Origin of the sequence: Pontibacter oryzae, assembly GCF_003576375.1 — a bacterium.
GTDB classification, from domain to species: domain Bacteria; phylum Bacteroidota; class Bacteroidia; order Cytophagales; family Hymenobacteraceae; genus Pontibacter; species Pontibacter oryzae.
This window is the reverse complement of the sequence record NZ_QWGE01000002.1, coordinates 328,413-354,520: the sequence shown is the minus strand read 5'-3', so window position 1 is coordinate 354,520 and position 26,108 is coordinate 328,413. Positions and strand designations below refer to the sequence as shown.

The following is a 26,108-nucleotide window of genomic DNA, read 5'->3' as shown; positions in this document are numbered from 1 at the left end:
TTATACTTTTAAACATGAGCAAGTATGATTTTTTTGCAAAGGTAGGTATTTCGCCTGTATTGGCCTTTCTTTTTAAAACGCGCGCTATGTTATTGCAAGAATGCCCAGTTCTACCAGTTTCTGATATAGTTTTTGCACCGGCAAGCCCACCACATTAAAGTATGAGCCCTCGATGTGGTCAATACCGACCATGCCAATCCACTCCTGTATGCCGTAGGCCCCGGCTTTATCATAGGGCTTATAATGCGTTATATAGTGATGGATCTCTGCATCGGATAGCGGCTTAAAGTATACTTTAGTACTATCATGAAACACCGTTTTTTTCTCTTTGGTGAGGATGCAAACACCCGTGATCACCTCGTGGGTCTGGCCGGAGAGGGCTTTCAGCATTTCGCGCGCCTCCTCATACGTGGCTGGCTTGTTCATCACCCTGTCGCCGAGGCAAACAATGGTATCTGCCGTTATCAGCGCTTCATTTGTAACATCTTCCTTGTAAGCATCCGCTTTGTGCGAAGCAAGGTACTCGGCAACCTGCTCGCGTTTCAGGTGCTCCGGAAAATCTTCGTGTACTTCCTTTAGCAATAATTCATACGTCAGGCCTAACCCAGACAGCAATTCCTTGCGGCGCGGGGAGTTAGAGGCAAGCAGCAGTGGCCGTTGTAAATTCATTTTCTTTGATTGAGCTAAACAAAAATCCGCAGATAACTTTCGGGTAGAAAAAGGTTGATTTCTGGGGCATAATGGCGCCGCTGTTGCAGACGCGCTTGACCTGCTCCATGGTAACCTCGTTGGTAATCAATGCCACTTGCGCCTCGCCCTTATCTACTTTCCGGATGCAGGCGGTAAAATTTCTTTCGTAACTCAGGCCCTTGTAGTCGCGCTGCTCCTGGCGGTAAATGCCCAGTATCTTTTCAAAGATAAAGTAATGCATCACTGTTAAGTCCAACTGCTTCACTTCCTCCGGAAAATTCCAGTCGATGGTTTGATGCTGCTCCGGCTTCAGGCGAAGTTTAAAGGCATTGCCATTCAGGTACAGCCCAAAGGCCCACGGCTTACCCATAATCACCTCGTTCAGTTCGTATGGGTCTTCCTTTGGCGTTACCACAAAGTACTCCTCTAAGCGCCCTAGGAAATCCTCCTCTGGCATGGGCAGTTGCTGCAAGAGGCGGTGCGTGGGCAAAATGCGTAAATCATCGTGCTCGGAGTTGGTCAGGTACATGAGGTGGTAGTTGTATGGCTCGAAACCGGTATGGTTCGGGTTCTGCGCCATCATACTTCGGCGGTGCTCCAGCGAACCTTCGTAGCGGTGGTGCCCGTCGGCCAACAATATCTGCTTGCTCTTTATAGTTTCCACGAACAAGCGAATCACTTCATGGTCATGGATTACCGCCAGCACATCGCGCACACCCTGGTAATCCTCTGTTTCGTAAATAGGGATCCTGATGCTTTCATCCATGTATGGCTCCAGGGCAAACGTAGTATCTGTATACAGACCGTGCGTGGGGCTCGAGTTAAGCTCTGTTTTGACCAGCAGCTCAATGCGGTCGTTAACGGCGCTCGGGATCGTGTTCTCATGGCGAAGCAGCACGCGCTCATGCCAATCATAGGCTTTTATATTGCAGATAAAGCCTTTGCGTACATACTCTTTATCGCTGCCAGGCAACCGGAAGTATTGGTAGTATACATAAATCCCCGGCAGCTCGTCCTGCAGCAAAACGCCCTTATCTTTCCAGACTTGCAACAGTGCGGCCGCGCTTTCTGATGGTGTTTTGCCGCGCGGCACCGACAAGTGGATGCTGTTGATGGGGTTGCGGTACAGCGCCTCCCGTTGCTTCTCCGACACCACATCAAACAGCGGTGAGGTAAGTTGGTCGATATTATCGTTTAGCCTGCGGTTATAGCGCCAGGCACGCAGTGGTAGTATCTCTGCCATGTAGTCGTTTTACAAAGTATAAATCTGTCTGAAGCCCGATTGTTTATACTTCAGATCAGGGAGCCAGGCGCTTGATCTCCCAATTGTGGCCTTCTAACACATACATGATGCGGTCGTGCAGCCTGCTTGGGCGCCCTTGCCAAAACTCTAGGCGATCGGGCTGCAAGCGGTAGCCACCCCAGTGCGCAGGGCGCGGCACCACATTCTGGTTGGCAAATTTCTCGCTGAACTCCTGCTCGCGCTGCTCCAAAACCTCTCGGGCTTCAATAACCTGGCTTTGCGGCGAGGCCCAGGCCCCAATCTGGCTCCCTTTTGGCCGGCTCTGGAAATATGTGTCGGATTCAGCGGCAGCCACTTTCACGATTTTGCCCTCAATGCGCACCTGCCGCTCCAGCGCAGGCCAGAAAAACGTCAGGCTGGCGTACGGGTTCTCTTCCAAGTCGTGGCCCTTACGACTGTCATAATTTGTGAAAAACGTATATCCCTGCTCATCCAGGCCTTTTAACAGTACCACGCGGGCAGATGGTTTGCCAGTACCGCTTACGGTAGAAAGCACCATAGCCGTAGGCTCATCCACTTCAGCGTCCAGGGCTTCCTGCAACCACTGCTGAAACTGCTGCGTCGGGTTTTGCGACACGGAAGCTTCTGTCAGTTCCTGCCGTGAATAGTTTATTCGGATATCCGCAATGTTCTGTGAAAGTGCCATAGGTTCTGGTTTTGGTCAAAATTAAAAAAATATCCGCTGCTCTTAAAGTTTTATACTTGCACACTGCCAGGCCATGTGTTGGCAATTGTGGTTGCCACTTAAACAGGCTGCATTCGTTTAGGTATCTGGCACCCGTTTGTTACTATATTAAATGCTTTGCGTAAGAAGTATAAAACGCTTAAATTAAAGCTTGAGGGCATCCTGCCCAAATTTAATTACCTGCAACAGTTATAACGTGAGGATAGATTGATGACGGATAATAGGGAGATAAAACCGCAAAATGGCAGCATACTTATTTCGGAACCCTACCTGGGCGACCCGAACTTTGAACGCAGCGTAGTGCTTCTGTGCAGCCATGTAGAAGATGAGGGATCCTTTGGCCTGGTGCTCAACCGCGCCTCCAACCTTAACCTATCTGATGTGCTGGATGTGTTCAGTGATGATTTTGACATGACTTTAGGGATAGGCGGGCCTGTGCAATACAACACGCTCCACTACATCCATCGCCTGCCCGGCCTGCACCAGGCCGTTAAACTGGCTCAGGACGTATATTGGGGCGGTGATTTTGAGATGCTCCGCACCATGATCGATACGGGCCAGGTAAAAAAAGACGATATCCGTTTTTTTCTGGGCTACTCCGGCTGGACGCCCGGGCAACTACAGGAGGAGATTGACAAAAATGTTTGGATTGTGAACAACAATGCTGCGAATAAATTATTTAATTTGGACACAGAAACCCTTTGGCGCAGCATTCTGCGCGAGATGGGTGGGAAGTTTAAGGTGCTGAGCAACTATCCAGACGATCCTCGCCTGAACTAAAACGCTTAACCGTTTTACCAAACACAGTAGACATAACAACCGATAAAGAGCATATGGACACTACCGGAGCTGAGGCTAACAAAACAGAGAATCAAACTGCCGCCACTAAGCCAGAGGCAGTATCAGAGAACGGCAATACACCTGAAAACCACAACCAGGAGGTATCAAAGGAAGAACAGCCAGAGGTAAAGCCTGATTTGGCCACCCCAGCGGAAAGCGACGCTTCCGAAAAAATAACTAAAGCCTTTGTTGAGGCCAACACCGATGTATCGGAAGGTGAGAAAGCAACCGCGGCTCCGGCTGCAAACAAGAACTCTACCACCGAGCAGCATGACGACGAAGAGGAGGAAGATGATGAAGCCATGGACTACAGCGCACTTCCCCTAAACGAACTGCGCCAGCAAATGACATCCGTGCTTAAGAGTGCTGATGCCATGCGTAAGTTCCGTACTATAAACGAGATGCAGCGGGCCTATGACCAGAAATTTCAGGCCGAGCGCAACGAAGCGCTGGACCGGTTTAAAGAGGAGGGAGGTACTGAGGAAGATTTCGATTACCATACTTCTCCCGAGCATCAGGACCTTGAAAAACTACTTACTTCTTACCGTGACACCCGCCACCAGCAGCGCCAGAACCAAGAAGAGCAACGCCAGCGAAACCTAGAGCGCAAACAAGAGTTGTTAAGCCAACTCCGCCAGCTCGTAGAGTCTGCCGAAACAAAAAACAGCGGCGACGAGCTGAAAAAATTGCAGTTGGAGTGGAAATCCATTGGCCAGGTACCTTCCGGAGAAGCACAGGAGCTTTGGAACTCGTATCACGCCTTGCTCGACATTTTCTACAATAACCGCAGCATGTTCTTCGAGATGAAGGAGCTGGACCGCAAGCGCAACCTTGAGGCGAAGCTGCAACTTATTGAGCGGGCGCAGGCGCTTCAGGGCGAGCCAAGTATAAACAAGGCCCTGCAGGAGCTGCGCCATTTGCACGAAGAGTGGAAAAACATCGGCCCTGTGCCAAACGAACAACGCGACCCTATCTGGGACCAGTTTATCCAGGCTTCTGAAAAAGTGCATGAGCGCCGCCGCGCTTACCACGAGGAGCGCTCAACACGCGAGCTCCAGAACCTCACCGTGAAGCGCGGCCTGTTGGAGCGTTTGCAAGCGTTTTCTGGCTTTAACACGGATCGCATCAACGAGTGGCGAGATAAAACTGATGAAATCCAGAAGCTGAAAGAAGAGTGGGATAATGCCGGGTTAGTGCCAAAGGAGCATGCCGAAGAAGTAAACAAAACCTTCTGGAGCACCTATAAAGCATTCTTCCAGCACAAGAACCAGTTCTTTAAAGCGCTTGATGAGCAGAAAATGCAAAACCTGCAGCTAAAGACGCAGTTATGCGAAGAGGCAGAGAGTTTAAAAGACAGCACCGACTGGAACAACACCAAGGAAAAACTCATCCAGCTTCAGAAGAAGTGGAAAACCATTGGCCGTGTTCCCGACAAGCACTCCGATAAAATCTGGCAGCGCTTCAGGGCGGCCTGCAACGAGTTTTTCGATCGCAGGCAAGGACACGAGCAGGAACGCTCCGCCGAACTTGAAAAACTCTCTGCCGAGAAAATGGAGATCTGCGACAAGATCACCGAAAAACTGTCGCAGCCAAATGTTACCGGTTCTGTTGATGAGTTTAACAGCTTTGTACAGCAATGGCGCGATACAGACAAAGGCTCTAAGCGCACCAGCCCTAAAACTGAAGACAAGTTTATTTCTCTGATGGAGAAATACTTGGAGTGCGTACCGGAGCTAAACCCGGAAGAGCGCTCTGAGTTGCTTGTAAAGCTGCAGGTTGAGCGCATCAAACACAGCCCGGATGCTGGCCATAAACTGCACCAACGGGAGAACACTTTGCGCCGCGAGATTTCGCAACTGCAAAATGATATACAGACATTGCGCACCAACATAGAGTTTTTTGCCCGTTCTAAAAACGCCGACAAGTTGCGTGAGGAATATGAGGGTCGCATTGCCGATGCCCAAAAACGCATTTCGCAACTGCAACACCAGCTTGACGCCTTTAGAGGTTAAAAATTTTTCGCCTGACTTTCAAAAGCTTAGTAAAGTCAGGCGAAAAATTTTGCGGGGTGTATTTGCAGAATTAAATCTTAGCCCTACCTTTGCAACGCTTTAACACAATAAAGCAGCTCAAAAATAAAGGTTAAGCCTCCTTAGCTCAGCTGGTAGAGCAACTGACTTGTAATCAGTAGGTCGCTGGTTCGATCCCGGCAGGGGGCTCAACTCCAAAAGCAAATGTTTGTACTGCATCTGCTTTTTAGTTCAACATAAGTACAAGCCTCCTTAGCTCAGCTGGTAGAGCAACTGACTTGTAATCAGTAGGTCGCTGGTTCGATCCCGGCAGGGGGCTCATTTTAAGAGAAAGCCTTCAGAGAAATCTGGAGGCTTTTTTATTTTAAGCCTTTTCCGCTTTTTTCTAACCTGATTCTTTCATTTATAGACACTTTCATCTATATTTATTAATTATAGACTCATAAATCTATATTAGGAAAGTATAGATGCTCATATCTATTAGTTGATGCGCAAAAAAAATATATTAGCAGTATTAACAGGCGATGTGGTAAACTCGCGGATAATAAAGGATAAAACCCAGTGGCTAGAGCGACTGAAAGAGATCCTGCATTTTTTAAGCCAGGAGGAGCAGCAACCGCTGAAGTGGGAAGTATACCGGGGCGATAGCTTTCAGGTAGAGTGGCAGCAACCAGAGCATGTGCTGCGGGCTGCGCTACTGATTCGGTCGGGTTTGAGGGCACTTCCGGAGTTCTACAAGCAGGGAGCTGACGTGCGCATTGCTATAGGTATTGGACAAGCTGGCCATGAAACCAACTCAGTGCGCGAATCTGACGGCGAGGCATACCAACTGTCGGGCCTCACGCTAGACCAGCTGAACGAATCTGGCCAGAAAATAAAGATAAGCACCGCCTGGGAAGCGCTGAATGAAAGTATGGCCGCCAGCCTGCCCCTGGTGGAAACACTGATGAACGACTGGAGCCAGCCCATAAACGAGATTGCATACTACCGAATGATGCACCCTGAGATGACCCAGAAAGAACTGGCAGAACAATTGTCGCTCACGCAGCCTACCATCAACTGGCGCCTGGCCAAATCACACATAGAGCTTATTCTGAACTTTGAATCATACTTTAGAAACCAGCTAAAAGCCCTGTGCCATGCTGAGTAGCCCAATTCTGTTAAAACTGGTATTTGTGCACCTGATGGGAGACTTTGTGCTCCAAACGAACAAATGGGTGGCACAGAAAGAGCAAAAAACCTGGCGCTCGCCGCTAATGTATGCACATGCCCTTGTTCATGGCCTGCTGGCCTGGCTGGTAGTATGGCAATTTGCATTCTGGCCTTTTGCGGCGGCCATTGCAGGCACGCACCTGCTGATAGACATCGCAAAAACTGCCCTACAGAAACGCTATCCACAACAAAGCAAAGTATGGTTCCTGCTAGATCAGGCATTGCACCTGCTTATACTTGTGGTGACCGCTGTACTTTTCTCACGCATACAGGTGTGGAAAGCGCTAAACGACATTGTGCTGCCCTGGCAACTTGTCACGGCGTACTTGTTTGTGACCAAGCCGGCATCCATCCTCATCAAAACCCTCATCAGCCATTGGAAGCCGAACCCGCTAACACATTTGCAAGACAATCGCGAAGCACAGCCTAAAACCAGCCTGGCAGAAGCCGGCATGTGGATTGGCATAATAGAGCGGTTGCTGGTGCTCACGTTTATACTGAAGGGGCACTGGGAGGCCATAGGCTTTTTGCTGGCGGCTAAATCCGTGTTTCGCTTCGGCGACCTGCGAGGCAAGCACGACATGCAGCTAACGGAGTACATCCTGATCGGCACACTGATGAGCTTTGGGCTGGCCATACTTACCGGGCTTTTAGTAACCTGACAGCAAATGCGCTTCCTTTTTTTGGGGATAATGACTTACTTAGCGGTCCTGATCCAGAGATAACCAATGAAACTGATAGAGGTAACCACCCCCGAACTCGCGCAAGAGTTCCTGATGATGCAGGTGCGCCTGTACAAAAAAGACCCGAATTATATCCGCCCGCTAGACAAAGACATCAACAACGTTTTTGACCCGAAAAAGAACAAACTGCTCCGCGATGGGGAGGCAACACGCTGGATTCTTCAAAACGGCAAGGGAAGGACGATTGGGCGCATCGCCGCGTTCATCAACAAAAAAACGGCCCGCACTTTTGAGCAGCCAACCGGCGGCATGGGCTTTTTCGATTGTGAAGACAACCAGGAAGCAGCCAACATGCTTTTCGATGCGTGCCGAAACTGGCTGCAGGAGCGCGGCATGGAAGCCATGGACGGCCCAATAAACTTTGGGGACCGCGACAAGTGGTGGGGCCTGCTGGTAGACGGTTTTTACCCGCCAACCTATGGTATGCACTACAACTTTCCGTACTACCAAAAACTGCTAGAGAACTATGGCTTCGGGTTATACTTCCGCCAATTTACTTACTACCGGAAAGTGGATGACCCGCTTCCTGAAAAGTATAACGAAAAGGCAAAACGCATCCTGGCTGACCCAGGCTACCGGTTCCAACACATGGATAAATCAGACCTGAAAAAATACACAGAGGATTTTAGAACGGTTTATAACAAAGGCTGGGCAAAGCACGAAGGCGTAAAGGCCATGAGCGAGGCGCAAGCCACCATTATTATGAACACGCTTAAGCCCGTAATTGATGAGCGTATTATGTGGTTTGCTTACTACAACGAGGAACCAGTGGGCTTTTTTATTGCCATCCCAGAATTAAACACGCTGTTTAAGCATGTAAATGGCAATATGAACCTATGGGGCAAGCTGAAATTCGCGTTCCATCGTTGGCGGGGAGCCTGCACCACCATGTATGGCATTGTATTCGGCATTACGCCGGAGCAACAGTCAAAGGGTGTTGAAGCAGCTATGATTGTAGAAGCCGGAAAAGTAATCCAAAGCAACCCGAGCATCCCATACCAGGACCTGCAAATGAACTGGATAGGGGACTTCAACCCCAAGATGATGCACTTGGTAGAGCAGATTGGCGGGCGCATCTATAAAACACACGCAACGTACCGCTATCTTTTTGATAGAACAAAAGAATTTAAGCGCGCACCGATAATACGCTAAACCATTTCGGGCAGGTCCATTTTCGGGTCGAAGGCCGGAGCGCTAACCTCATCCCACTCCCAGCCGTCGTAATCCAGCATAGCCTTCAGGATACGGCGGCGTTTATTTAACTTTTCTATTTTGTAAGTATCTGGCTTTTCTAACGGGATATCAGACTCCTGTAGCTTTTTGATGTTAAGGCTAGGTTCCTGCACGCTGCTCGGGTCTAGGTAAAGCACAGTAAGTGATCCCAGAAAAGTAGTAATGGCCTGCCGCAGCGGAATGATGACATTATTGGCAGGGCGTTTGTCTTCAGGCACAAAAAGCAGCAGAATCGTAATCGCCTCATCAAGGGCGGCTAGGTTTGGCAGGAGCGCAGCCTCCTTATCGGTGTGGTGGAAAAAATGCAGCACCGGATACGCCAAATGCGACTGGCCTTGTTCTGCTACAGGCTGAGCCAAATTTTCGAAGTGCGATTCAAGCTGCTTAAAATCACTGCCGTTCCAGTTGTTCAGCAACATTAGCTGTGGGCTCTGGCCAATACTGGTAATGCGTATACTTAGGGCACGCCGGGAAGTAATAGCGGAAAGCACCGGCACCATGTAAGTTACGCCTATTGTAATCATGATTAAGCCAGAGAAGGAGATAAAGGCAGTGTAAATGCGCCATCCGTCGGTACCGGCCATATAGTCGCCGTTGCCCATGGTGGAGAGGTTGTAGCCAGTAAAGTAAATACGCTCAACAAGGCCCGCCGGCACTTTAGTGGTACTGTTAACCACAGCATCGGTATCCGAAAGAAAAATAAAAGCATTGCCTATCCAAAGCATCATGACCCAACTCAGCAGGATAGAAACCACGATAATAATACCAGCACCATTCAGCATCTTTGAGTATTTGAAGAGCCTGCTAAGCCAAAAGAGTGATCGCCAAATAACAGTGGAGACGCTTCTGCTCACAAACCCGGCACCGCGCGGCGAGAAAGTGGTATATATTAAATCATAAGAGACTGTGCCAAGTATAAGTATACCTATGATCAGGTAAATTACATCATTCATAGAAAGTAGGGTGCTTTGGGTGCAAACAGGATAGTTTATACTTTTATGGTGCAGCCTTAGTTGCGAAACCCACGAATACCACATAAGACTTAACTAACACTTGGCATGGATTCTTTAACGCAGATAGTATTGGGCGCTTCGGTTGGCGAGGCTGTTGCTGGCCGAAGGATAGGTAACAAGGCATTGGTTTGGGGCGCCATAGCCGGTACTATTCCCGACCTAGATGTGCTCCTGAACCCATGGCTGGACACGGTACAGCAACTTAGCTTCCATAGGTCTATGACGCACTCGCTACTTTTTGCCCTGATAGCATCGCCCATACTTGGCTGGCTGCTGCACAGAATATATCGAAACCAACCTGCTACCTATCTCCACTGGACGCTACTATTTTTTCTGGGCTTCACCACGCACGCGCTCCTGGATAGTTGCACCACCTGGGGCACGCAACTTTTTTGGCCATTCTCAAATTATGGTGTGGCATTTTACAATGTGTTTGTGGTTGACCCGTTTTACACGCTCCCGTTTCTGATACTGGTCGGAGCCGTAGCCTTTTTTAATAGGAAAAGCCCGTTACGCGCAAAGCTGAATTATGCTGGGTTGTTGCTTAGCACGGGTTACTTGGCATGGTCTTTTGCGGCCAAAAGCATGGCCAACAAGGCATTCGAAGTTACGCTAAAGAAGCAAGGAGTAGCATACATCTCATACATCAGCAAACCCACCCCGCTAAACACGATTTTCTGGTCGGTTACCGCAAAAACAGAAAGAGGCTTTTACAATGGCTTTCATTCACTGCTCGATAAAGAAGGGCAGCCAATAACGTATGATTTTGAGTTACAGCAGGCCAGTTTGCTCGCACCTTACAGAGGCAATCCAAAACTGGAAAGACTATTAGATCTAACCAAAGGGTATTACACCGTAGAAAAGCACCCAACCGATGGCAGCTTGCTGATAAATGACCTGCGTTTCGGTAAGTTTGATGGCTGGCAGAAAAGCGGTGGCGGTTACGTGTTCGTGTACAAAGTATGGAAGGACCCCCAAGGCGAGCTTCGTTTTAGAGAGATTAACAACAGGCCAAAAGTTGATAAAACATACCTACTAGCTTACTGGAACCGTATACTCGGCAATCAATAAGCATGGGCAAAGCAATTATATCTTGCCCTTAAAACCGCTTATAACATAGGGTATTAAAAAAGAAACAAATCACTTTAAACATAAGCTTCGATTATTTAACCGTAACCAAAGACAAACAATGGCGCAAAACAGATGGCTGCTCACAGGCAGAAAGGCAGTAGTAACGGGTGGTTCCAAGGGCATTGGTGCAGCAGCCGTAAAAGAGTTTATAGATCTGGGCGCAGAAGTGCTGGCTGTGGCGCGCAAGCGCGAAGACCTCGAGCAACTTCAACGAGAGCACTCCAAGCACCTACATATTCTTTCAGCCGATGTCAGTACCGAAGCCGGTCGGGCCAGGGTAGTAGAGTACGTGCAAAAGGAGTGGGGTATGCTTGACATTCTCATTAACAATGCGGGTACGAACGTAAGGAAGCCTACCGCAAATTACACGCCGGAAGAGTATGACTTTATCATGCACACAAACCTCCAATCAGCCTTTGAGCTGAACAGGTTGCTATATCCATACCTTCAGAAGTCAAAACAAGGCAATATTGTGCATATCACGTCAGTGGCCGGCCTAGTGCACGTGCGCACCGGAAGCATCTACGGCATGACCAAAGCCGCGCTTACCCAGTTAACCCGCAACCTAGCCGCCGAGTGGGCCAAGGACGGCATTAGAGTAAATGCCGTAGCCCCATGGTACATCCGGACGCCACTGGCCGAAACAGTGCTACAGAACCAGGAATTTTACGATAATGTTGTAGGCAGAACACCGATGCAAAAAGTTGGCGAGCCTGAGGATGTGGCAGGCGCCGCGGCGTATCTGTGCATGCCTGCGGCAGCGTACATAACTGGTCAAACCATTGCCGTGGACGGTGGTTTTACCATCAACGGTTTTCACCCGCTGTAAACCCGGCAAATGCATAATTGAGACCACTAATTAAGCTGCGTGTAAGTGTTATTTTAAAGAAAAAATGCTTATTTTTGTATGATGTGGATTTGTGAGCCCGACTATATCATGGGGCTCTCTTAAACCTAACCTCATGGCAAAAAACCGATTGTTTTTCATACTTGGCCTTGCGCTGATCTCATCTACTGTAATTTCTTGTAAACCAACCTGCCCAATTGCTGCGTGCCATGTGCGCATGGTGCATCCGCACGGGCAAGGGGAGTACCGAGGGCGGCCTTTCTGGAAGAAGCAGAACCCGAAAATGGGTCAGGACCTTGACAAGGTTTCGAGAGAGAAAACGCATAAAGGGCACTCTAAAAGCCAAAATAAGGAATAAGCTATATAGCCAGTAACGGCTTTTTTGCCTAACTTGCCTCATTAAAATAACTATCATCATTTTATTTTAGACCTTTTAACATGACAGAAGGCGAACGAATAATACCGATCAACATTGAAGACGAAATGCGCGGTGCGTATATCGACTACTCAATGTCTGTTATCATTTCCAGAGCCTTACCCGACGTTCGGGACGGATTAAAGCCAGTGCACCGTCGCGTGCTGTACGGAATGTCCGAGCTGGGGGTATCTTACAACAAAGCTTACAAGAAATCAGCGCGTATCGTAGGAGAGGTGCTGGGTAAGTATCACCCACATGGTGACTCTTCCGTGTACGAAACCATGGTGCGTATGGCGCAGCCTTGGTCTTTGCGCTACCCGCTCGTGGATGGCCAGGGTAACTATGGTTCCATCGACGGTGACTCTCCGGCCGCCATGCGTTACACTGAGGCCCGCCTCAAGCGCATCGCAGACGAGATGCTGTCTGACCTGGACAAGAACACTGTAAACTTTGTGCCGAACTTCGACGACTCCCTGAAGGAGCCGAGCGTTATGCCTGCCAAGCTGCCAAACCTTTTGGTAAACGGTACTTCCGGTATCGCAGTGGGTATGGCCACCAACATGGCCCCGCATAACCTTACTGAGGTAGTAAATGGCATTATCGCCTATATTGATAATAGAGAAATTACGATTGCCGAGCTGATGCAGCACATCACTGCGCCAGACTTCCCAACGGGTGGTATCATTCACGGGTATGATGGCGTGAAATCGGCTTTTGAAACTGGCCGTGGCCGCGTACTGATGCGTGGACGCGCGAACTTCGAAACAACTGCCAGCGGCAAGGAGCAGATTATCGTGACGGAGATCCCGTACATGGTAAACAAAGCCTCCCTGATCGAGAAGACGGCAGCCCTCATCAACGATAAGAAAATCGAAGGCATCTCTGACCTGCGTGATGAGTCTGATCGCGACGGTCTGCGCATTGTGTACGACCTGAAGCGTGATGCCATTCCGAACGTTGTTCTTAACAACCTTTACAAGTATACGCAGCTTCAATCATCGTTTGGCGTTAACAACGTGGCCCTGGTAAAAGGCCGCCCAATGACGCTGAACTTGAAGGAGCTTATCCAGTATTTTGTGGAGCACCGCCATGAGGTAGTAGTACGCAGAACACAGTATGAACTGGATGAAGCCAAGAAGCGTGCACACATCCTGGAAGGCTTACTTATTGCGCTTGATAACCTGGATGAGGTGATCAACCTGATCCGCTCATCGCGCGACCCGGAAATAGCCCGCAATGGCCTGATCGAGCGTTTCGAGTTATCAGAAATTCAGGCACGCGCCATTTTGGATATGCGTCTGCAGCGCCTTACTGGCCTGGAGCGTGACAAAATCCAGCAGGAATTCGAGGAGATCATGAAACTGATCGATGAACTGAACGAGATTCTTTCTAACGAAGAGCGCCGTATGCAGATCATCAAAGACGAGCTTCTCGAAATTAAGGATCGTTACGGCGACGGACGCCGCACAGGCATCGAAGCCAGCACCGGCGATATCTCCTACGAGGACATGATTCCGGAAGAAAACATGGTAATTACCATTTCTCATGAAGGCTATATCAAACGCACGTCGCTGAGCGAGTACCGCAGCCAAAGCCGTGGCGGTGTAGGCTCCAGAGGTGTGGCCGCATCCAAGGAAAGCGACTTTACCGAGCACCTGTTTATCGCCAACACGCACCACCACATGCTGTTCTTTACAGAATTCGGTCGCGTATTCTGGTTAAAGGTATACGAGATTCCGGAAGGAGGGAAGACGACAAAGGGCCGTGCCATACAGAACCTCATTCAAATTGAGAAGGATGACAAAGTGCGTGCCGTGCTAAACGTGCATGACCTTAAAAATCAGGACTACGTACTCAACCATAACCTTGTATTCATTACCGAACAAGGAACCATCAAGAAAACGGTATTAGAGGCTTATTCTCGCCCAAGAACGAACGGTATTAACGCGATCTCAATCAACGAAGGCGACCGCCTGCTTGATGTGCAGCTAACAAATACCAGCAGCGAAATAGTGATTGCGCTGGAATCGGGGAGGGCTATCCGCTTTAACGAAACGCAGGTGCGCGCCATGGGCCGTACGGCTGCAGGTGTGCGCGCCGTGACCCTTGCCGGACCAGATGATAAGGTAGTTGGTATGGTTTGTGTAGAGAATGACAATACAGACCTGTTAGTGGTTTCGGAAAAAGGCTTCGGCAAACGCTCGCTTCTTGATGAGTACCGCATCACGAACCGTGGCGGCAAGGGCGTGAAGACCATGAACGTTACCGACAAAACAGGTAAACTTGTCGCTATCAAAGGCGTAACGGATACAGATGATCTGATGATTATCAACCGTTCCGGCATTACGATCAGGCTTCGTATTGGCGAGCTCCGCGTTATCGGGCGGGCCACACAAGGCGTTCGCTTGCTGAAACTAAACGAGGGGGATCAGATTTCTTCAGTCGCAAAGGTAGAGGTAGATAATGAAGAAGAAACGGCAGAGGAACTGGTATTAGAACAGTCTGAACCAAACCCGGAGGACTCTTTACAGCCCGATACTATGATTGACCCGGAGGCATCTGAAGAAGCCTAAGTATCTGATAGCGAATTATTCTCAAAGAAAAAACGTTAAGCAAACAACTATCACAAACCATTAATCTAACATATGAAAAAAGTGCTTTTAACAGCTCTGGTAGCCGGTACTATTTCGGTTGCGAGTGCACAGAATTCGGCCGTAAACAGTGCTATCCTGAACCATAAAAATGGGACTCTTGATAAAGCGCTAACCGATATTGAGAAAGCCACAGAGCATAAAAAAACAATGGACAAGGCTAAAACCTGGTTCTACCGTGGCGTAATTATGCAGGACATGATCGGCAACCCGATCTACGGCAAAATGACAGACGATAAAACGCCTATAACTATACTTGAGTCTTTTGATAAGGCGGTTGAGTTAGACGGCCAAAATGGAGAGTACGGCAAGCAAGTACCAGAGCGTAAGCAAATGCTGTATGGCCAAGTGCTAAACCAAGCCGTAGAGTTCCATAATAACCAGGATTGGTCTAACGCGATAAGCAAGTATGAGCTGGCTCATAAAATTAGCCCGGAAGATACTACCGCAGTACTTTATGCCGCTTACGCATCAACTGCTGATAACAAGTATGACCAGGCGATCGGTTTTTATGATGAACTGATTAAGATGGGCCATAAAACAGAAGATGTTTTCAAGGCTAAGATTCAGCTACAGCAAGCTACTGAGGCAAGCGATGATGCTGTAATGGCTACATTGGCTAATGGCCTGAAAGAGCACCCGAACAGCGTGTATCTGATGCAAGAAGAGCTGAAGTACTATCTGAAAAACGATCGTGCTGACGAAGCAATGGATAAGCTGGATAAGGCAATTGCTGCCGACCCTTCAAATGCCAGCCTTTATGCAGTAAAAGGCAATTTGATGGAGCGTAAGAAAGACTTTGAAGGTGCTAAGAAAACCTATAAGAAAGCTATCGAGGTAGATGCGAATAACTTTGATGCTTACTACAACTTAGGTGTATTAGAGTATAACCAAGGTGCAGAAGTAAACAACAAAGCCGCGAAAATGGACTATGCAACGTACCAGAAGAAAGGCAAAACCTTAGAAGCTGAAGCGAAAAAGCATTACCAGTCAGCGCTTCCTTATTTTGAGAAAGCACACCAGATCCAACCAGAGGATAAGGCAACTATGCAAAACCTGGTTAACGTGTACACACGTTTAGGCCGTAAGTCTGATGCAGAAAAAATTTCAGCACAGCTGAATAAGTAATTTAATCTATTACATAAAAAAAAGGACAGCTATACAGCTGTCCTTTTTTTTATGACCCAATTTTTTATAATCTAAACTAATAGGGGATATAATTAAAATCAAAGCAGTAGAAGATAGACAAAAGGATTGACACACAAAATATTATGGTAAAACACATATACTACTTAACATAATATAAATTATAAGACTTATAATGTACGATGAATAATCATCTATTTTAAGTGTCACTCATAATGTACTTTATGTTAAGTAGAATAATCTTCAGGAGCAGTGTCTGTTACTGTCGTGCTTCTGAAGATTTTGGATTTAAAGTTGTATAACGCGATTTAAGTTCCGCCCTGCCTGTTATGCCGAGTTGCGCTCTGCATTAATAATTCCGAATGAGCACCTCACTACCATTTTTTCATAAATCAGTTTCGCCTGACCTTCAGCATTTTGTTCCTCCAGAGTTCTGATATTGGCTAACGCATGCTGTTGTATTGTAATTAGTGGCAACTCTATGCGTTGGCGCATTTGAATTGATAATTGATCTACAGGTTTATCAGCCATCAATTCATCGGCTTCGGATAACATCAGCACATACTTCTTGGTGCGCTCAAACTCTTCGTAAATGATGCGCCATAAAGCGCCATACTTCGGATGCTCAGACAAGTATGCGGTAACCGGAAAAAAACACTTCTTCATGGCCATCTCACAATTGTCTAACAAGGTCTTAAAGTATAACGAACTCTTATAAAGCTGTTTTATACTTTCCCAATCGCCACTCTCATGCATTTCCTGTAAGGCTGTGCCCACGCCATAATACCCAGGCAAGTTTTGTTTTAACTGGCTCCAGGCACCTACGTATGGCACGGCGCGCAAGTCGTCGAGATTTAGCTTACCGGCTTTGCGTTTTGATGGGCGACTACCTATGTTAGCCTCTCCATAATAGCGCAACGGGCTTATAAAATTCAGGTAATCCAGGAAAACCGGCTCATTCTTCAGCACACTGTAAGCTTTGTAACTGATGTCGGCCAACTGCTGCAACAAGGCTTCATCATCCGATGAAAGTGTAGATTTGCTTTGCGAGAACAGTGCATTGCTGATACCCGCATGTATAAGTTGCTCTATGTTATATTGTGCGGAATCTATGTTACCAAAATTTGAGCTAATCGTCTGGCCCTGAATAGTTAGCTGTATTTCCTTGTTAGAAATGTTGCTGCTCATGGAGGCATAAAACTGCTGTGTTTTTCCACCCCCTCGTGCCGGTGGGCCTCCTCTCCCATCAAAAAATATCACCTCTATGCCATACTCCCTGGATACTTGCGTCAATGCCTCCTTGGCCTTATATATACTCCAGTTCGCCATAAAATAACCTCCGTCTTTGGTGCCATCGGAGAAGCCGAGCATAATGGTCTGGGTGTTTCTGCGACGGTGCAAATGGCTTCTGTAGCGCTCGTTTTCATAAAGCTGGCGCATTACCGAGGCAGCTTCGCGCAAGTCGTCGATTGTTTCGAACAAAGGCACGATGTCAACGGTAAGCTCTTCTGCAGTCCAGCCGCTAAGCATAAATAAGGTATAAACCTCCATCACATTAAGAGCGCTAGTACTATGGCTGATAATGTAGCGGTGGCATCCTTCCTCTCCGTTATACTCCTGAATCGTTTTGATATCAGCTATGACCTGCAATGTGTCCTGCAGTAATTCATCCTCAAACACCTCTGGGTCAACTTTACCTGTTGCCTTGCGGAGAATATCGATCTTAGCCTCGTCGCTTTGCTCCGCATAATCTCCCGGTATAGCGTCCGATACTAGAGCTAGCTCCTCGTACAAATGGCCATGCACAGAGCTATCCTGACGGATATCAAGTGAGGCAAAGTATAAGCCAAAGAGCTCTACCCTAGTAATCAAGGCCTCCACTTGGCTCAGGAAAAGGCTGCTGTGCTCCTCGATCAGTAGTTCCCGGATTTGGTTGAGCGTATCCAGGATCTCTTCCTTGGTAAGGTCAAACGTATAGCCAGGTACAAAAAGATTGTTGTACAGTTTGGTTTCCAGTTCTTTAACCAGTTCTTCTACTCCTTTAAAGGTTAGTCTCCTTTTCAGGCGGCGAATATCGGCGTAGTATGATTTCACGGCCGCGGCACGTAGCGCTTCTGCCACACGCAGGGTTGTATCCGATTTCACGAACGGGTTGCCGTCGCGGTCGCCGCCGGGCCAGAAGCCCATGCGCACCAACTGGCTTTTCTGCGGCACGGCCCCGTTAAACTGGTCGCGTAGGTAATACATGATATTGCCGGCAGCCCTGTAAAAAACGTTCTCCAGAAACCAGACAAGATTAACAGCCTCTTCGTAAGGCGTTGGCTTTTCTTTTTTGAAGAATGGCGTCTTGCCCAACTGCCGCAGGTATGAATGCGCTAATGAAGTGTTATCCGTAGCAAGCGCTTTAGACAAATCATTAATAATGCCTAACACATTGCTCGGGTAAAACTGCGTTGGGTGCGCAGTAAGCACTAACCTGACAGAGAAATCACGCAGCTTCGCAGCTAACTCATCTTGCGCTTTGCTTTGCACCACAGCAGCACTTAACTGCTTTAGCGTGCCAATGCCATGCATATCGTGGGTATCGCGGAAAGCGGCTTCCTCCAAGGCATCAAACAGTACTACCTGCCGTTCGGCATACTGCACAAACCGAAATAATAAGTCGTTTTGCTCCTGCTCTGTTCTGTAGTTAGTGTATTGCTCAAAGAAACTAAGGATAATCTCTTTGGGGCTGAGTTCACGCTGATAGCCTTCTTCACAATGCAGCACAAAAAGCGATAAAAGCACTCCTGTTTTCTCTACCCTATGGAAAGGCAACGAAGAAAAAAGACTGTTATACATCTCAAACCGGGTCCCTACCTGGTTGCGGAAAACTTCTATCGTACTACTCATATATTAATGTGCGTGGTTAGATTGAGAATTATGCATGTATAGCCAAAGTACACTGTAGCCACATTATGTCTTAATATAGTAAAAACCATGGAAATAGCCATACATTACTGCCAATCATACGTGCAACACTTATCCATAGCCACCATTATAATTACAATCACAAATAAATGCCCTAAACAAATTCACAAAATCCTTTTACCCATATTTGCGATTAGTATGTACCTTAAATTGACGAACGGAAATTAAAACCTCGTAAATGGATAAAAAAATAAATGTTGGCCTGCTAGGCTTTGGCACGGCCGGAAGAATCTTTCATGCGCCCTTTATCTCGAATGTTCCGGGTTTAGTGCTGAAAAAAATTAGGGCGAATCGGGCCGAGAGCGTCGAACTTGCCAACCAGCGTTACCCCGAAACTGAAGTTGTGTCATCGGAAGAAGCTATTTTTAACGATGAAAGTATAGATTTGGTAGTAGTTGCCACGTCCAGCCCCTCGCACTATGCCATGGCAAAAGCTGCGTTGCAAGCTGGAAAGCATGTGCTCGTAGACAAGCCTTTTACCGTGACCAGCGCAGAAGCCGATGAACTGATTGCACTGGCCCGGGAAAAAGGCAACGTGTTGACCGTTTACCAAAACCGCCGCTGGGACAGTGATTTTAAAACCGTAAAAAAAGTAGTAGACCAGCAGTTGCTCGGCGACCTGGTAGAGTATGAAGCACACTTTGACCGTTACCGCAACGAGATAAAGCCAAACACCTGGAAAGAGGAAAACCTGCCCGGCACCGGCATACTGTACGACCTGGGCACGCACCTGATCGACCAGGCATTAAGCCTTTTTGGAGAACCGTTGGAAGTTTACGCTGATGTGCGCACGCAGCGCCAGTACTCGCAGGTTACGGATTACATTGAGGTGATACTGCACTACGCCAAGGTTAAAGCGATTTTAAAGGCAAGTATGCTTGTGCGCGAGAAAGGGCCACATTTTATACTTCACGGCACCAAGGGCTCCTTTGTAAAGTATGGCATGGATGTACAGGAAGAAACCCTGAACGCAGGTAGCTTTCCGGGAAAAACGCTGAATTGGGGCACGGAGCCTGAAAACCTATGGGGAACAATAAATACGGAGGTGCAAGGCATACACATCACTGGAAAAGTTGAAAGCGAAACTGGCGATTACACGGGGCTTTACCAAAACGTGTACAAAGCCATACTTGGACAGGAAGACCTGGCGGTTAAACCAGAGCAGGCACGCAACACCATTCGAGTGATAGAATTAGCGCTCCAGAGTAGCCGGGAAAAGAGAAGCGTAAAGTATAGCTAGGCGTCTGCCCTGCTTCTTAAGTTTAACTGAAAGGATTTGGGCGTAAGGCCCACTTCTTTTTTAAAGGCCCTTATAAAATAGCTAAGGTTCTGGAATCCAGCCATGTAGCACACTTGTGTTACAGAATTAAACGGATCTTGGAGGTGCTGCTTAGCCAGGCGAATGCGCTCTTTTAAAATGAAATCGGCGGGCGTATAGCCGAATTCTTCCTTAAACTTCCTGAAAAACTTGGCGCGGCTCATACACGCTTTCTCGCTCAGACGGTCAATATCTATGCGCGAGGTGATGTTCTCCTTTATATACTGCATGATGTAGCCGAACCGGTTGCTAGTGGCCAGCCGCTGATAGTTCTGCTCAAAAAATGCGCGGGCCTGCGTCTGCATCAGCCTCACCAGCAACTCGCGCAGCGCCAGGTTTACAAGTATATCCTTCTCACGGCTATGGTCGTTCAGGCTGATTTTAATGAGCCGGTTAATGATCTCGGCCAGTTCCAGGTTATTGGCCAGGTGCAGGTGCTCCATGCTTAGGCCCCACTCCTCTCCGTCCTCAGCTTTTGTGTGGCGCTCGTTTAGTAGTTGTATGGTTGTTTCTATCTGCTCCGCCGAAATAGCCAGCGCCAGGCACTGCGTAGGGTTCTCTTTTGCGGCCTCCGGAAAATCAATCTTCATCAACTCGTTTGGTGGCAAAATCAACGACTCACCGGGCAGGTAGTCAAAACCGGGCTTATCTGAAAGATGCATCACTTTTTTGCCTTGTAGCATACTTGTAAGCACCCAGTCGCCAAATTGCAAGTTAACAGCCTCAGCTTGGCGGTGCGTTTCAAACACGTTCAATTCGCAGGCATCCATACTATACACCGACCGGTTTTCTACCAGCGTGTATAAATTGCGCTCTTGCTTAAGCGGGATTTGCTGCAGTTTAACGTTATAGGGCATAGTTAAAGCTAATTATTTTGATGCTCATTATCAAGATGATACGATAGTAATAGTTTTTTGTACGATAAAGCAAGTTTATAAATGAGTGATTACTGACTTTTAAGCCATAATAATTTCATCTATAAACCAATCATATAAACTATGGATACTGTAGCATCTCCCCAACCGAAATCAGCCGTACTGGAAAGGCCTAAGTTCAAAGAAAAGTACAACCATTTTATCGGTGGTGAATGGGTAGCCCCGGCTAGTGGCGAGTATTTCGACAACATCTCTCCCATCGATGGCAAAGCTTTCACCAAAGCTGCGCGCGGCAACAAGGAGGATATAGAAAAAGCCCTGGATGCTGCCCATAAAGCCTTTAAGACTTGGTCTAAAACCTCTGCAGCGGCACGCAGTAAGGTTTTGCTTGATATTGCCAACATCATAGAGGAGAACGCCGAAATGCTTGCCCGCGCCGAAACAGTGGATAACGGAAAGGCAATCCGGGAAACGCGCGCCGCTGACATCCCGCTCTGCATCGACCACTTCCGCTATTTTGCAGGTGCCATTCGTGCCGACGAAAGCACCATGTCGGAGCACGATGAATTCACCATAAGTATAAACCTGCAGGAACCCATTGGTGTGGTTGGCCAGATAATTCCCTGGAACTTCCCGCTGCTGATGGCAACCTGGAAAATGGCGCCGGCGCTGGCAGCGGGCTGCTGCATCGTTATGAAACCCGCCGAGCAAACGCCAACCAGCATCATGATGCTGATGGAACTGATTGAGGACGTGGTGCCGGCCGGCGTACTGAATGTAGTTACTGGTTTCGGCCCAGAGGCAGGCAAACCTCTGGCCTCCTCCCCGCGCGTTGCCAAAGTGGCCTTCACCGGCGAGACAACCACTGGCCGCCTGATTATGCAGTACGCCTCAGAAAACCTGATTCCGGTTACGATGGAGTTGGGCGGTAAATCGCCTAACATCTTTATGCCAAGTATAGCCAGCGCCGATGACGCTTTCTTTGATAAGTGTGTGGAGGGCGCGGTGATGTTTGCCCTGAACCAAGGCGAAGTATGCACCTGCCCATCCAGGATTTTGGTGCACGAATCTATTTACGACAAGTTCATGGACCGCGTGGTGCAGCGCACCAAGGACATTAAGGTGGGCCACCCGCTGGCAGAAGACACCATGATGGGCGCGCAGGCATCCAACGATCAGTTCGAGAAAATAAAGTCATACATGGACATTGGCAAGCAGGAAGGCGCCGAAGTGCTGGTAGGCGGAAGCGTGGCAAGTTTGAACAGCGGGCTGGAGAAGGGCTACTACATACAGCCTACCATATTTAAAGGCCATAATAAGATGCGGGTTTTCCAGGAAGAGATTTTCGGGCCAGTAACATCTGTTACTACCTTCAAAACGCAGGAAGAAGCCATTTCCTTGGCCAACGACACGCTTTATGGCTTGGGTGCCGGCCTCTGGACCCGCGATGCGCATGAGATCTACCAGATGCCCCGCGCCATTCAGGCGGGCCGCGTGTGGGTCAATTGCTACCATGCGTACCCGGCCCACGCTCCGTTTGGCGGCTATAAAAAATCCGGCTTTGGCCGCGAGAACCATAAAATGATGCTGAACCATTACCGCCAAACCAAGAACATGCTTATCTCTTACGATAAAAACAAACTGGGATTCTTTTAAGCATCAAAGTATGACATATGAAACACTGCCGGCGCTATGCCGGCAGTGTCTCTTTAGTAAACATAAAACCTATGGAAAAGGCAAAGCGCGTAAGCGTAACCGAAGAGGCAAAACAGGTGATTGATAAGCTCAGAGCGCAGCACGGGCCCTTAATGTTCCACCAGAGCGGCGGCTGTTGCGATGGCTCCCAACCTATGTGTTTTGAGGAAGGCGAGTTTAAGGTTGGCGACAGCGATGTGCTTTTAGGCAAAGTGCAAGGCTGCAATTTCTATATTGCCAAAGATCAGTATGAATACTGGAAGCACACGCACTTAACGCTTGACGTGACCCCAGGCCGCGGGGCCAGCTTCTCGTTGGAGATTCCGTTAGGTCTACGCTTCCATATACGGTCTAGGCTGTTTACAGAAGCAGAGATGGCACAGTTACCTAAACTATGATTGCCTGCGCCGGCTGATAGTGGCAGAGGCAAATGTCTTAAGCAGGGTAACAGCCTGTGGATCTTCATCCGTTTCGGGGCTCATCAACACATCCTCAGACTCCGGTTCCAAATAGCCGAGCGCATCCTTGTACTCCATTGCGGAAAGTGATTTGAAACCCATTGACCAGCCCGTAAAAAACCGCTGCGATACATCGCCGCTTATCATTTTGATAATGCCTTTGTGCCGTGGGTCACGCTCAATTTTGTAGTATACGTTCATAACTTGCTGCTTTTCTCCTTCAAGAACCTGAATTATATTACCCTCATGGTATAGTAATAATCCCGTTATATCGCGGGAGCTATTGTTGGTGCGGGAGATTTGCAGAATCTCATTCAGTTCTTCTTCTTCAAAGAGGTTAACTGCAGTGCTTAAGTATACTAGCTGAAACATTTATCAAGAATAAATTAGTCTGCAAATCTAAGCGCCTTCAGGGGAAATAAATACTAAACCTTCAAGTTTGTTTAATCCAAATTCTGCCGCACAAACCCAACTAGTTTTAATCCAACAATTTATAAGGCAGTATAAATTAGTAGCATAAACAAAACGCCGTGGTAGTTGCCACGGCGTTTTGTTTATGATTTGATAAAGCATAATTGTTTTAAACTAGTTGTTCGTATTTTGCATGTTGCTGTATCTGCGAGTAATTATCATTGCCATTACCCAGCCAGCCAATCAGGCCTATAGCCAGTGCAGTAACCAATGCTATAATAAGCGCGGGCCAAAAACCATCGATTTTAAAATTACCGACCAGCACATCCACCAGCTTAATCATAAGGGCGGTTACAATTAAACTCACAATCGCCTCTAGCAGAAAAAAGGAAACCAGGTTAAGCAAGCCGCTTAATAACCAGCCTATGGTGGCGTTAAACAAGCCAATCAGGAAAGCTACCCAAAGTGCCGTCCAGAAGTTTTTTACATGCACACTTGGCATAATGTAGGCCAGCAGCAGAATCACCCCGGCACTTACTAATAAATTAATAATGAAGCCCATAGTTTTACGTTAGGTTAAAAGATCTACAATTAGACATGTACTACGTGGGCAATCACAAATTTGATAGGTTAATTAGAATATTCGGGCTTTAGCTTATTCTGAAAGTTTGACTCAAATTTCTTCACTTTAGGCTTGGCTACAGCCTGCACATAAGGGTCTTTGGGGTTCAGCTTATAGTAGTCTTGATGATACCCCTCAGCAGGCCAGAATTTTTTGAACGGTTGCACATAGGTGACAATCTTGTTAGGATAGGCACCCGCCTGTTCCAGGTCAGTGATGTACTGCTCCGTCATTTTTTTCTCTTCTGGGGTGCGGTAAAACACAACGGAGCGATACTGCTTACCATGATCCGGGCCCTGCCTGTTTAGTGTGGTTGGGTCGTGGGTTGCAAAGAAAACCTCAAGTAGCTCTTTATAACTTATCTGTTGGGGGTTATAATACACCTGTACACACTCTGCATAATCAGTGCTTCCGGCACTAACTTGTTGGTAAGTTGGGTTTTGGCTTTTGCCCCCGGCATAGCCAGAAACTACGGCCTGCACGCCCTGCAGCCGCTCAAAGTATGCCTCCGTGCACCAGAAACATCCGCCCGCAAACGTTGCCTTGGCAAGGCCAACAGTATCCTCACTCAGATTCTGAGGAGGGCTGCTTGTTGCCTGTAGGCGATTATTATTTGTAGCCTCGGTACATGAGGTAAAACAAAATAAGATCGAAATCAAAAGTAGTAAGGTTCTGGTGATCATAAGCTGTGGGTTTATACTTTATACTACGGCAGCGTGCAGACGTCAGATTTAAGCGCTACACGAATTTTGAGTTACAAGAATCGATCCATATCTTAAAGTTTTATTTAGCCTTCTAGCCCCTGCCCATTGAAATTACTATATAGTGGCCAACTTCTCCATGAAGAAGCGCTTCACATTCCGGCTACCAACAGAGCCTTCCAGTACAACGATGGTTTTTTTGAAACTATTATTATTGTAAATGGCAAGCTTAGGTTCTGGAAAAGTCATCAGGAACGCATGCAGGAAGCCGCCCTAGCATTAGGCTTAGAGTTGCCCGGCTATTTCCTCGATGTTGGTCTCGAGCATCAACTTGTTGAATTGGCAAAACAAAACAGTGCAGAACTTTACGGTAGAGTTAAGCTTAAAGTATGGCGGGGCGGCAACGGTCTTTACACTCCAGATACCAATACTGCACATTGGCTTGCCACTGCCGTTGCCTCAGAGCCAGCGCCCTTTTCCGCTATAGAAATAGGCATCTGCCAAAAAATTAATACTGCATACCATGCTTTATCCGGGTTTAAAGGACCCAATGCCCCCCTATATGTTTTGGCTGGCATTGAAAAAAAAGAGCGGCAACTGGACGACATGCTTTTGCTGAGTCCACAAGGCTGGGTTTCTGAGCTTACTTCTTCTAATATCTTCTGGGTACAAGATAACCAGTTCTACACCCCAAGTCTGAATACAGGCTGTGTAAATGGCATACTGCGCCGCCAGATGCTGGCTTGGTGCGCTGCTAATTCATTTACTTACCATGAGGTTCAGGTAACTCCTAAACATGTTTTCATGTCTGATACTGCCTTTGCGATTAATATAACGGGTATAAGGTCTATCAGAAATATTGATCAAGTAGCTTTACGACAGCAGCCTGAATTGCTGCACCGACTAAGAGTTGGCCTTGGCATAGTGTAATAGTTTGGTCCTGCCATTTCCTGAGTAGTTTTCAAAACTTGTGTTTAAACTCAAGTTCTTTATCGCCCACCTCTCTAGGTAATTTAATATTTATCAAAATCACCCTCTCTTAACATTATAAAATTAAAACACAAACCAACCTTGTCTTTATTATATTCGTTAGAGAATTATCTAAACACAATACTC

23 protein-coding genes and 2 tRNA genes are annotated in these 26,108 nt (G+C 47.6%); 16 read left to right on the top strand and 9 right to left on the bottom strand.

Annotated elements, in window-relative coordinates; genetic code table 11:
• Nucleotides 1–84 precede the first annotated feature (84 nt).
• Genes D1627_RS06360 through pdxH form a run of 3 tightly spaced genes read right to left on the bottom strand, consistent with a single transcriptional unit; the run spans nt 85 to nt 2,639 of the window.
• Nucleotides 85–669 carry a Maf family nucleotide pyrophosphatase gene (locus tag D1627_RS06360; protein ID WP_119431396.1) on the bottom strand — a complete coding sequence of 195 codons (585 nt, stop codon included), beginning with the start codon at nt 667–669 and terminating at the stop codon, nt 85–87.
• Nucleotides 635–1,933, bottom strand: coding sequence for a DUF1015 domain-containing protein (locus D1627_RS06355; protein ID WP_119431395.1), 1,299 nt, complete (start codon nt 1,931–1,933; stop codon nt 635–637). The genes D1627_RS06360 and D1627_RS06355 overlap by 35 nt, the downstream gene beginning before the upstream one ends.
• A gap of 55 nt (nt 1,934–1,988) precedes the next feature.
• Nucleotides 1,989–2,639 (bottom strand): pyridoxamine 5'-phosphate oxidase, encoded by a 651-nt coding sequence (gene pdxH, locus D1627_RS06350; protein WP_119431394.1) that lies wholly within the window; start codon nt 2,637–2,639, stop codon nt 1,989–1,991.
• A gap of 249 nt (nt 2,640–2,888) precedes the next feature.
• On the opposite strand from pdxH, the gene D1627_RS06345 reads away from it, so the two are divergent.
• The 7 genes from D1627_RS06345 (at nt 2,889) to D1627_RS06315 (ending at nt 8,655) form a co-directional block, all read left to right on the top strand.
• Nucleotides 2,889–3,458: a YqgE/AlgH family protein gene (locus tag D1627_RS06345; RefSeq protein WP_119431393.1), complete on the top strand. Its 570-nt coding sequence runs from the start codon at nt 2,889–2,891 to the stop codon at nt 3,456–3,458.
• A 53-nt stretch (nt 3,459–3,511) separates the two neighbouring features.
• Complete coding sequence (locus D1627_RS06340; RefSeq protein WP_233555529.1) at nt 3,512–5,530, top strand: DUF349 domain-containing protein; 2,019 nt, start codon at nt 3,512–3,514, stop codon at nt 5,528–5,530.
• A gap of 134 nt (nt 5,531–5,664) precedes the next feature.
• Nucleotides 5,665–5,737 (top strand) — tRNA-Thr (locus D1627_RS06335).
• 57 nt (nt 5,738–5,794) lie between these two features.
• Nucleotides 5,795–5,867, top strand: a tRNA-Thr gene (locus D1627_RS06330).
• A 168-nt stretch (nt 5,868–6,035) separates the two neighbouring features.
• Nucleotides 6,036–6,698, top strand: coding sequence for a SatD family protein (locus D1627_RS06325; protein WP_119431391.1), 663 nt, complete (start codon nt 6,036–6,038; stop codon nt 6,696–6,698).
• Nucleotides 6,688–7,422, top strand: a complete 735-nt coding sequence (locus D1627_RS06320) for a DUF3307 domain-containing protein (protein WP_119431390.1) — start codon at nt 6,688–6,690, stop codon at nt 7,420–7,422. The genes D1627_RS06325 and D1627_RS06320 overlap by 11 nt, the downstream gene beginning before the upstream one ends.
• A gap of 66 nt (nt 7,423–7,488) precedes the next feature.
• Nucleotides 7,489–8,655, top strand: coding sequence for a hypothetical protein (locus D1627_RS06315; protein ID WP_119431389.1), 1,167 nt, complete (start codon nt 7,489–7,491; stop codon nt 8,653–8,655).
• On the opposite strand, the gene D1627_RS06310 is transcribed toward D1627_RS06315, so the two are convergent.
• Nucleotides 8,652–9,689: a potassium channel family protein gene (locus D1627_RS06310; RefSeq protein WP_158607153.1), complete on the bottom strand. Its 1,038-nt coding sequence runs from the start codon at nt 9,687–9,689 to the stop codon at nt 8,652–8,654. The genes D1627_RS06315 and D1627_RS06310 overlap by 4 nt on opposite strands.
• 105 nt (nt 9,690–9,794) lie before the next feature.
• Between D1627_RS06310 and D1627_RS06305 the strand changes: the two genes are divergently transcribed.
• From D1627_RS06305 to D1627_RS06285, 5 genes are all read left to right on the top strand, one after another.
• Nucleotides 9,795–10,820: a metal-dependent hydrolase gene (locus D1627_RS06305; protein WP_119431387.1), complete on the top strand. Its 1,026-nt coding sequence runs from the start codon at nt 9,795–9,797 to the stop codon at nt 10,818–10,820.
• Between the two features lie 118 nt (nt 10,821–10,938).
• Nucleotides 10,939–11,709, top strand: coding sequence for an SDR family oxidoreductase (locus D1627_RS06300; protein WP_119431386.1), 771 nt, complete (start codon nt 10,939–10,941; stop codon nt 11,707–11,709).
• Between the two features lie 133 nt (nt 11,710–11,842).
• The gene (locus tag D1627_RS06295; protein WP_119431385.1) at nt 11,843–12,085 is read left to right on the top strand and encodes a hypothetical protein; all 243 of its coding nucleotides are present in this window, start codon (nt 11,843–11,845) and stop codon (nt 12,083–12,085) included.
• An 80-nt stretch (nt 12,086–12,165) separates the two neighbouring features.
• On the top strand, nt 12,166–14,718 hold the full coding sequence (gene gyrA, locus D1627_RS06290; RefSeq protein ID WP_119431384.1) for a DNA gyrase subunit A: 2,553 nt from the start codon (nt 12,166–12,168) through the stop codon (nt 14,716–14,718).
• Nucleotides 14,719–14,790: 72 nt separating this feature from the next.
• Nucleotides 14,791–15,924 carry a tetratricopeptide repeat protein gene (locus D1627_RS06285; RefSeq protein ID WP_119431383.1) on the top strand — a complete coding sequence of 378 codons (1,134 nt, stop codon included), beginning with the start codon at nt 14,791–14,793 and terminating at the stop codon, nt 15,922–15,924.
• Between the two features lie 345 nt (nt 15,925–16,269).
• Here the strand turns inward: D1627_RS06285 and D1627_RS06280 are convergent, their stop codons facing one another.
• Complete coding sequence (locus D1627_RS06280) at nt 16,270–18,834, bottom strand: phosphoenolpyruvate carboxylase (protein ID WP_119431382.1); 2,565 nt, start codon at nt 18,832–18,834, stop codon at nt 16,270–16,272.
• A gap of 256 nt (nt 18,835–19,090) precedes the next feature.
• Between D1627_RS06280 and D1627_RS06275 the strand changes: the two genes are divergently transcribed.
• Nucleotides 19,091–20,152, top strand: a complete 1,062-nt coding sequence (locus D1627_RS06275; RefSeq protein ID WP_119431381.1) for an oxidoreductase — start codon at nt 19,091–19,093, stop codon at nt 20,150–20,152.
• Here D1627_RS06275 and D1627_RS06270 read toward each other — a convergent pair.
• Nucleotides 20,149–21,087: an AraC family transcriptional regulator gene (locus D1627_RS06270; RefSeq protein ID WP_119431380.1), complete on the bottom strand. Its 939-nt coding sequence runs from the start codon at nt 21,085–21,087 to the stop codon at nt 20,149–20,151. The genes D1627_RS06275 and D1627_RS06270 overlap by 4 nt on opposite strands.
• 141 nt (nt 21,088–21,228) lie before the next feature.
• On the opposite strand from D1627_RS06270, the gene D1627_RS06265 reads away from it, so the two are divergent.
• Together D1627_RS06265 and D1627_RS06260 are read left to right on the top strand one after the other, a co-directional pair.
• Nucleotides 21,229–22,761, top strand: a complete 1,533-nt coding sequence (locus D1627_RS06265; protein WP_119431379.1) for an aldehyde dehydrogenase family protein — start codon at nt 21,229–21,231, stop codon at nt 22,759–22,761.
• A 71-nt stretch (nt 22,762–22,832) separates the two neighbouring features.
• Nucleotides 22,833–23,198 carry a DUF779 domain-containing protein gene (locus D1627_RS06260; RefSeq protein WP_119431830.1) on the top strand — a complete coding sequence of 122 codons (366 nt, stop codon included), beginning with the start codon at nt 22,833–22,835 and terminating at the stop codon, nt 23,196–23,198.
• Here the strand turns inward: D1627_RS06260 and D1627_RS06255 are convergent.
• The 3 genes from D1627_RS06255 to msrA all read right to left on the bottom strand — a co-directional run bounded on the left by D1627_RS06255 (nt 23,193) and on the right by msrA (nt 24,974).
• Nucleotides 23,193–23,630 carry a BLUF domain-containing protein gene (locus tag D1627_RS06255; RefSeq protein ID WP_119431378.1) on the bottom strand — a complete coding sequence of 146 codons (438 nt, stop codon included), beginning with the start codon at nt 23,628–23,630 and terminating at the stop codon, nt 23,193–23,195. The two genes, D1627_RS06260 and D1627_RS06255, sit on opposite strands and share 6 nt — an antisense overlap.
• Before the next feature lie 208 nt (nt 23,631–23,838).
• A complete protein-coding gene (locus D1627_RS06250; RefSeq protein ID WP_119431377.1) occupies nt 23,839–24,231 on the bottom strand; it encodes a phage holin family protein in 393 nt (130 codons plus the stop codon).
• Between the two features lie 68 nt (nt 24,232–24,299).
• A complete protein-coding gene (gene msrA / locus D1627_RS06245) occupies nt 24,300–24,974 on the bottom strand; it encodes a peptide-methionine (S)-S-oxide reductase MsrA (RefSeq protein ID WP_119431376.1) in 675 nt (224 codons plus the stop codon).
• Between the two features lie 126 nt (nt 24,975–25,100).
• On the opposite strand from msrA, the gene D1627_RS06240 reads away from it, so the two are divergent.
• The gene (locus D1627_RS06240; RefSeq protein WP_119431375.1) at nt 25,101–25,922 is read left to right on the top strand and encodes an aminotransferase class IV; all 822 of its coding nucleotides are present in this window, start codon (nt 25,101–25,103) and stop codon (nt 25,920–25,922) included.
• Nucleotides 25,923–26,108 lie beyond the last annotated feature (186 nt).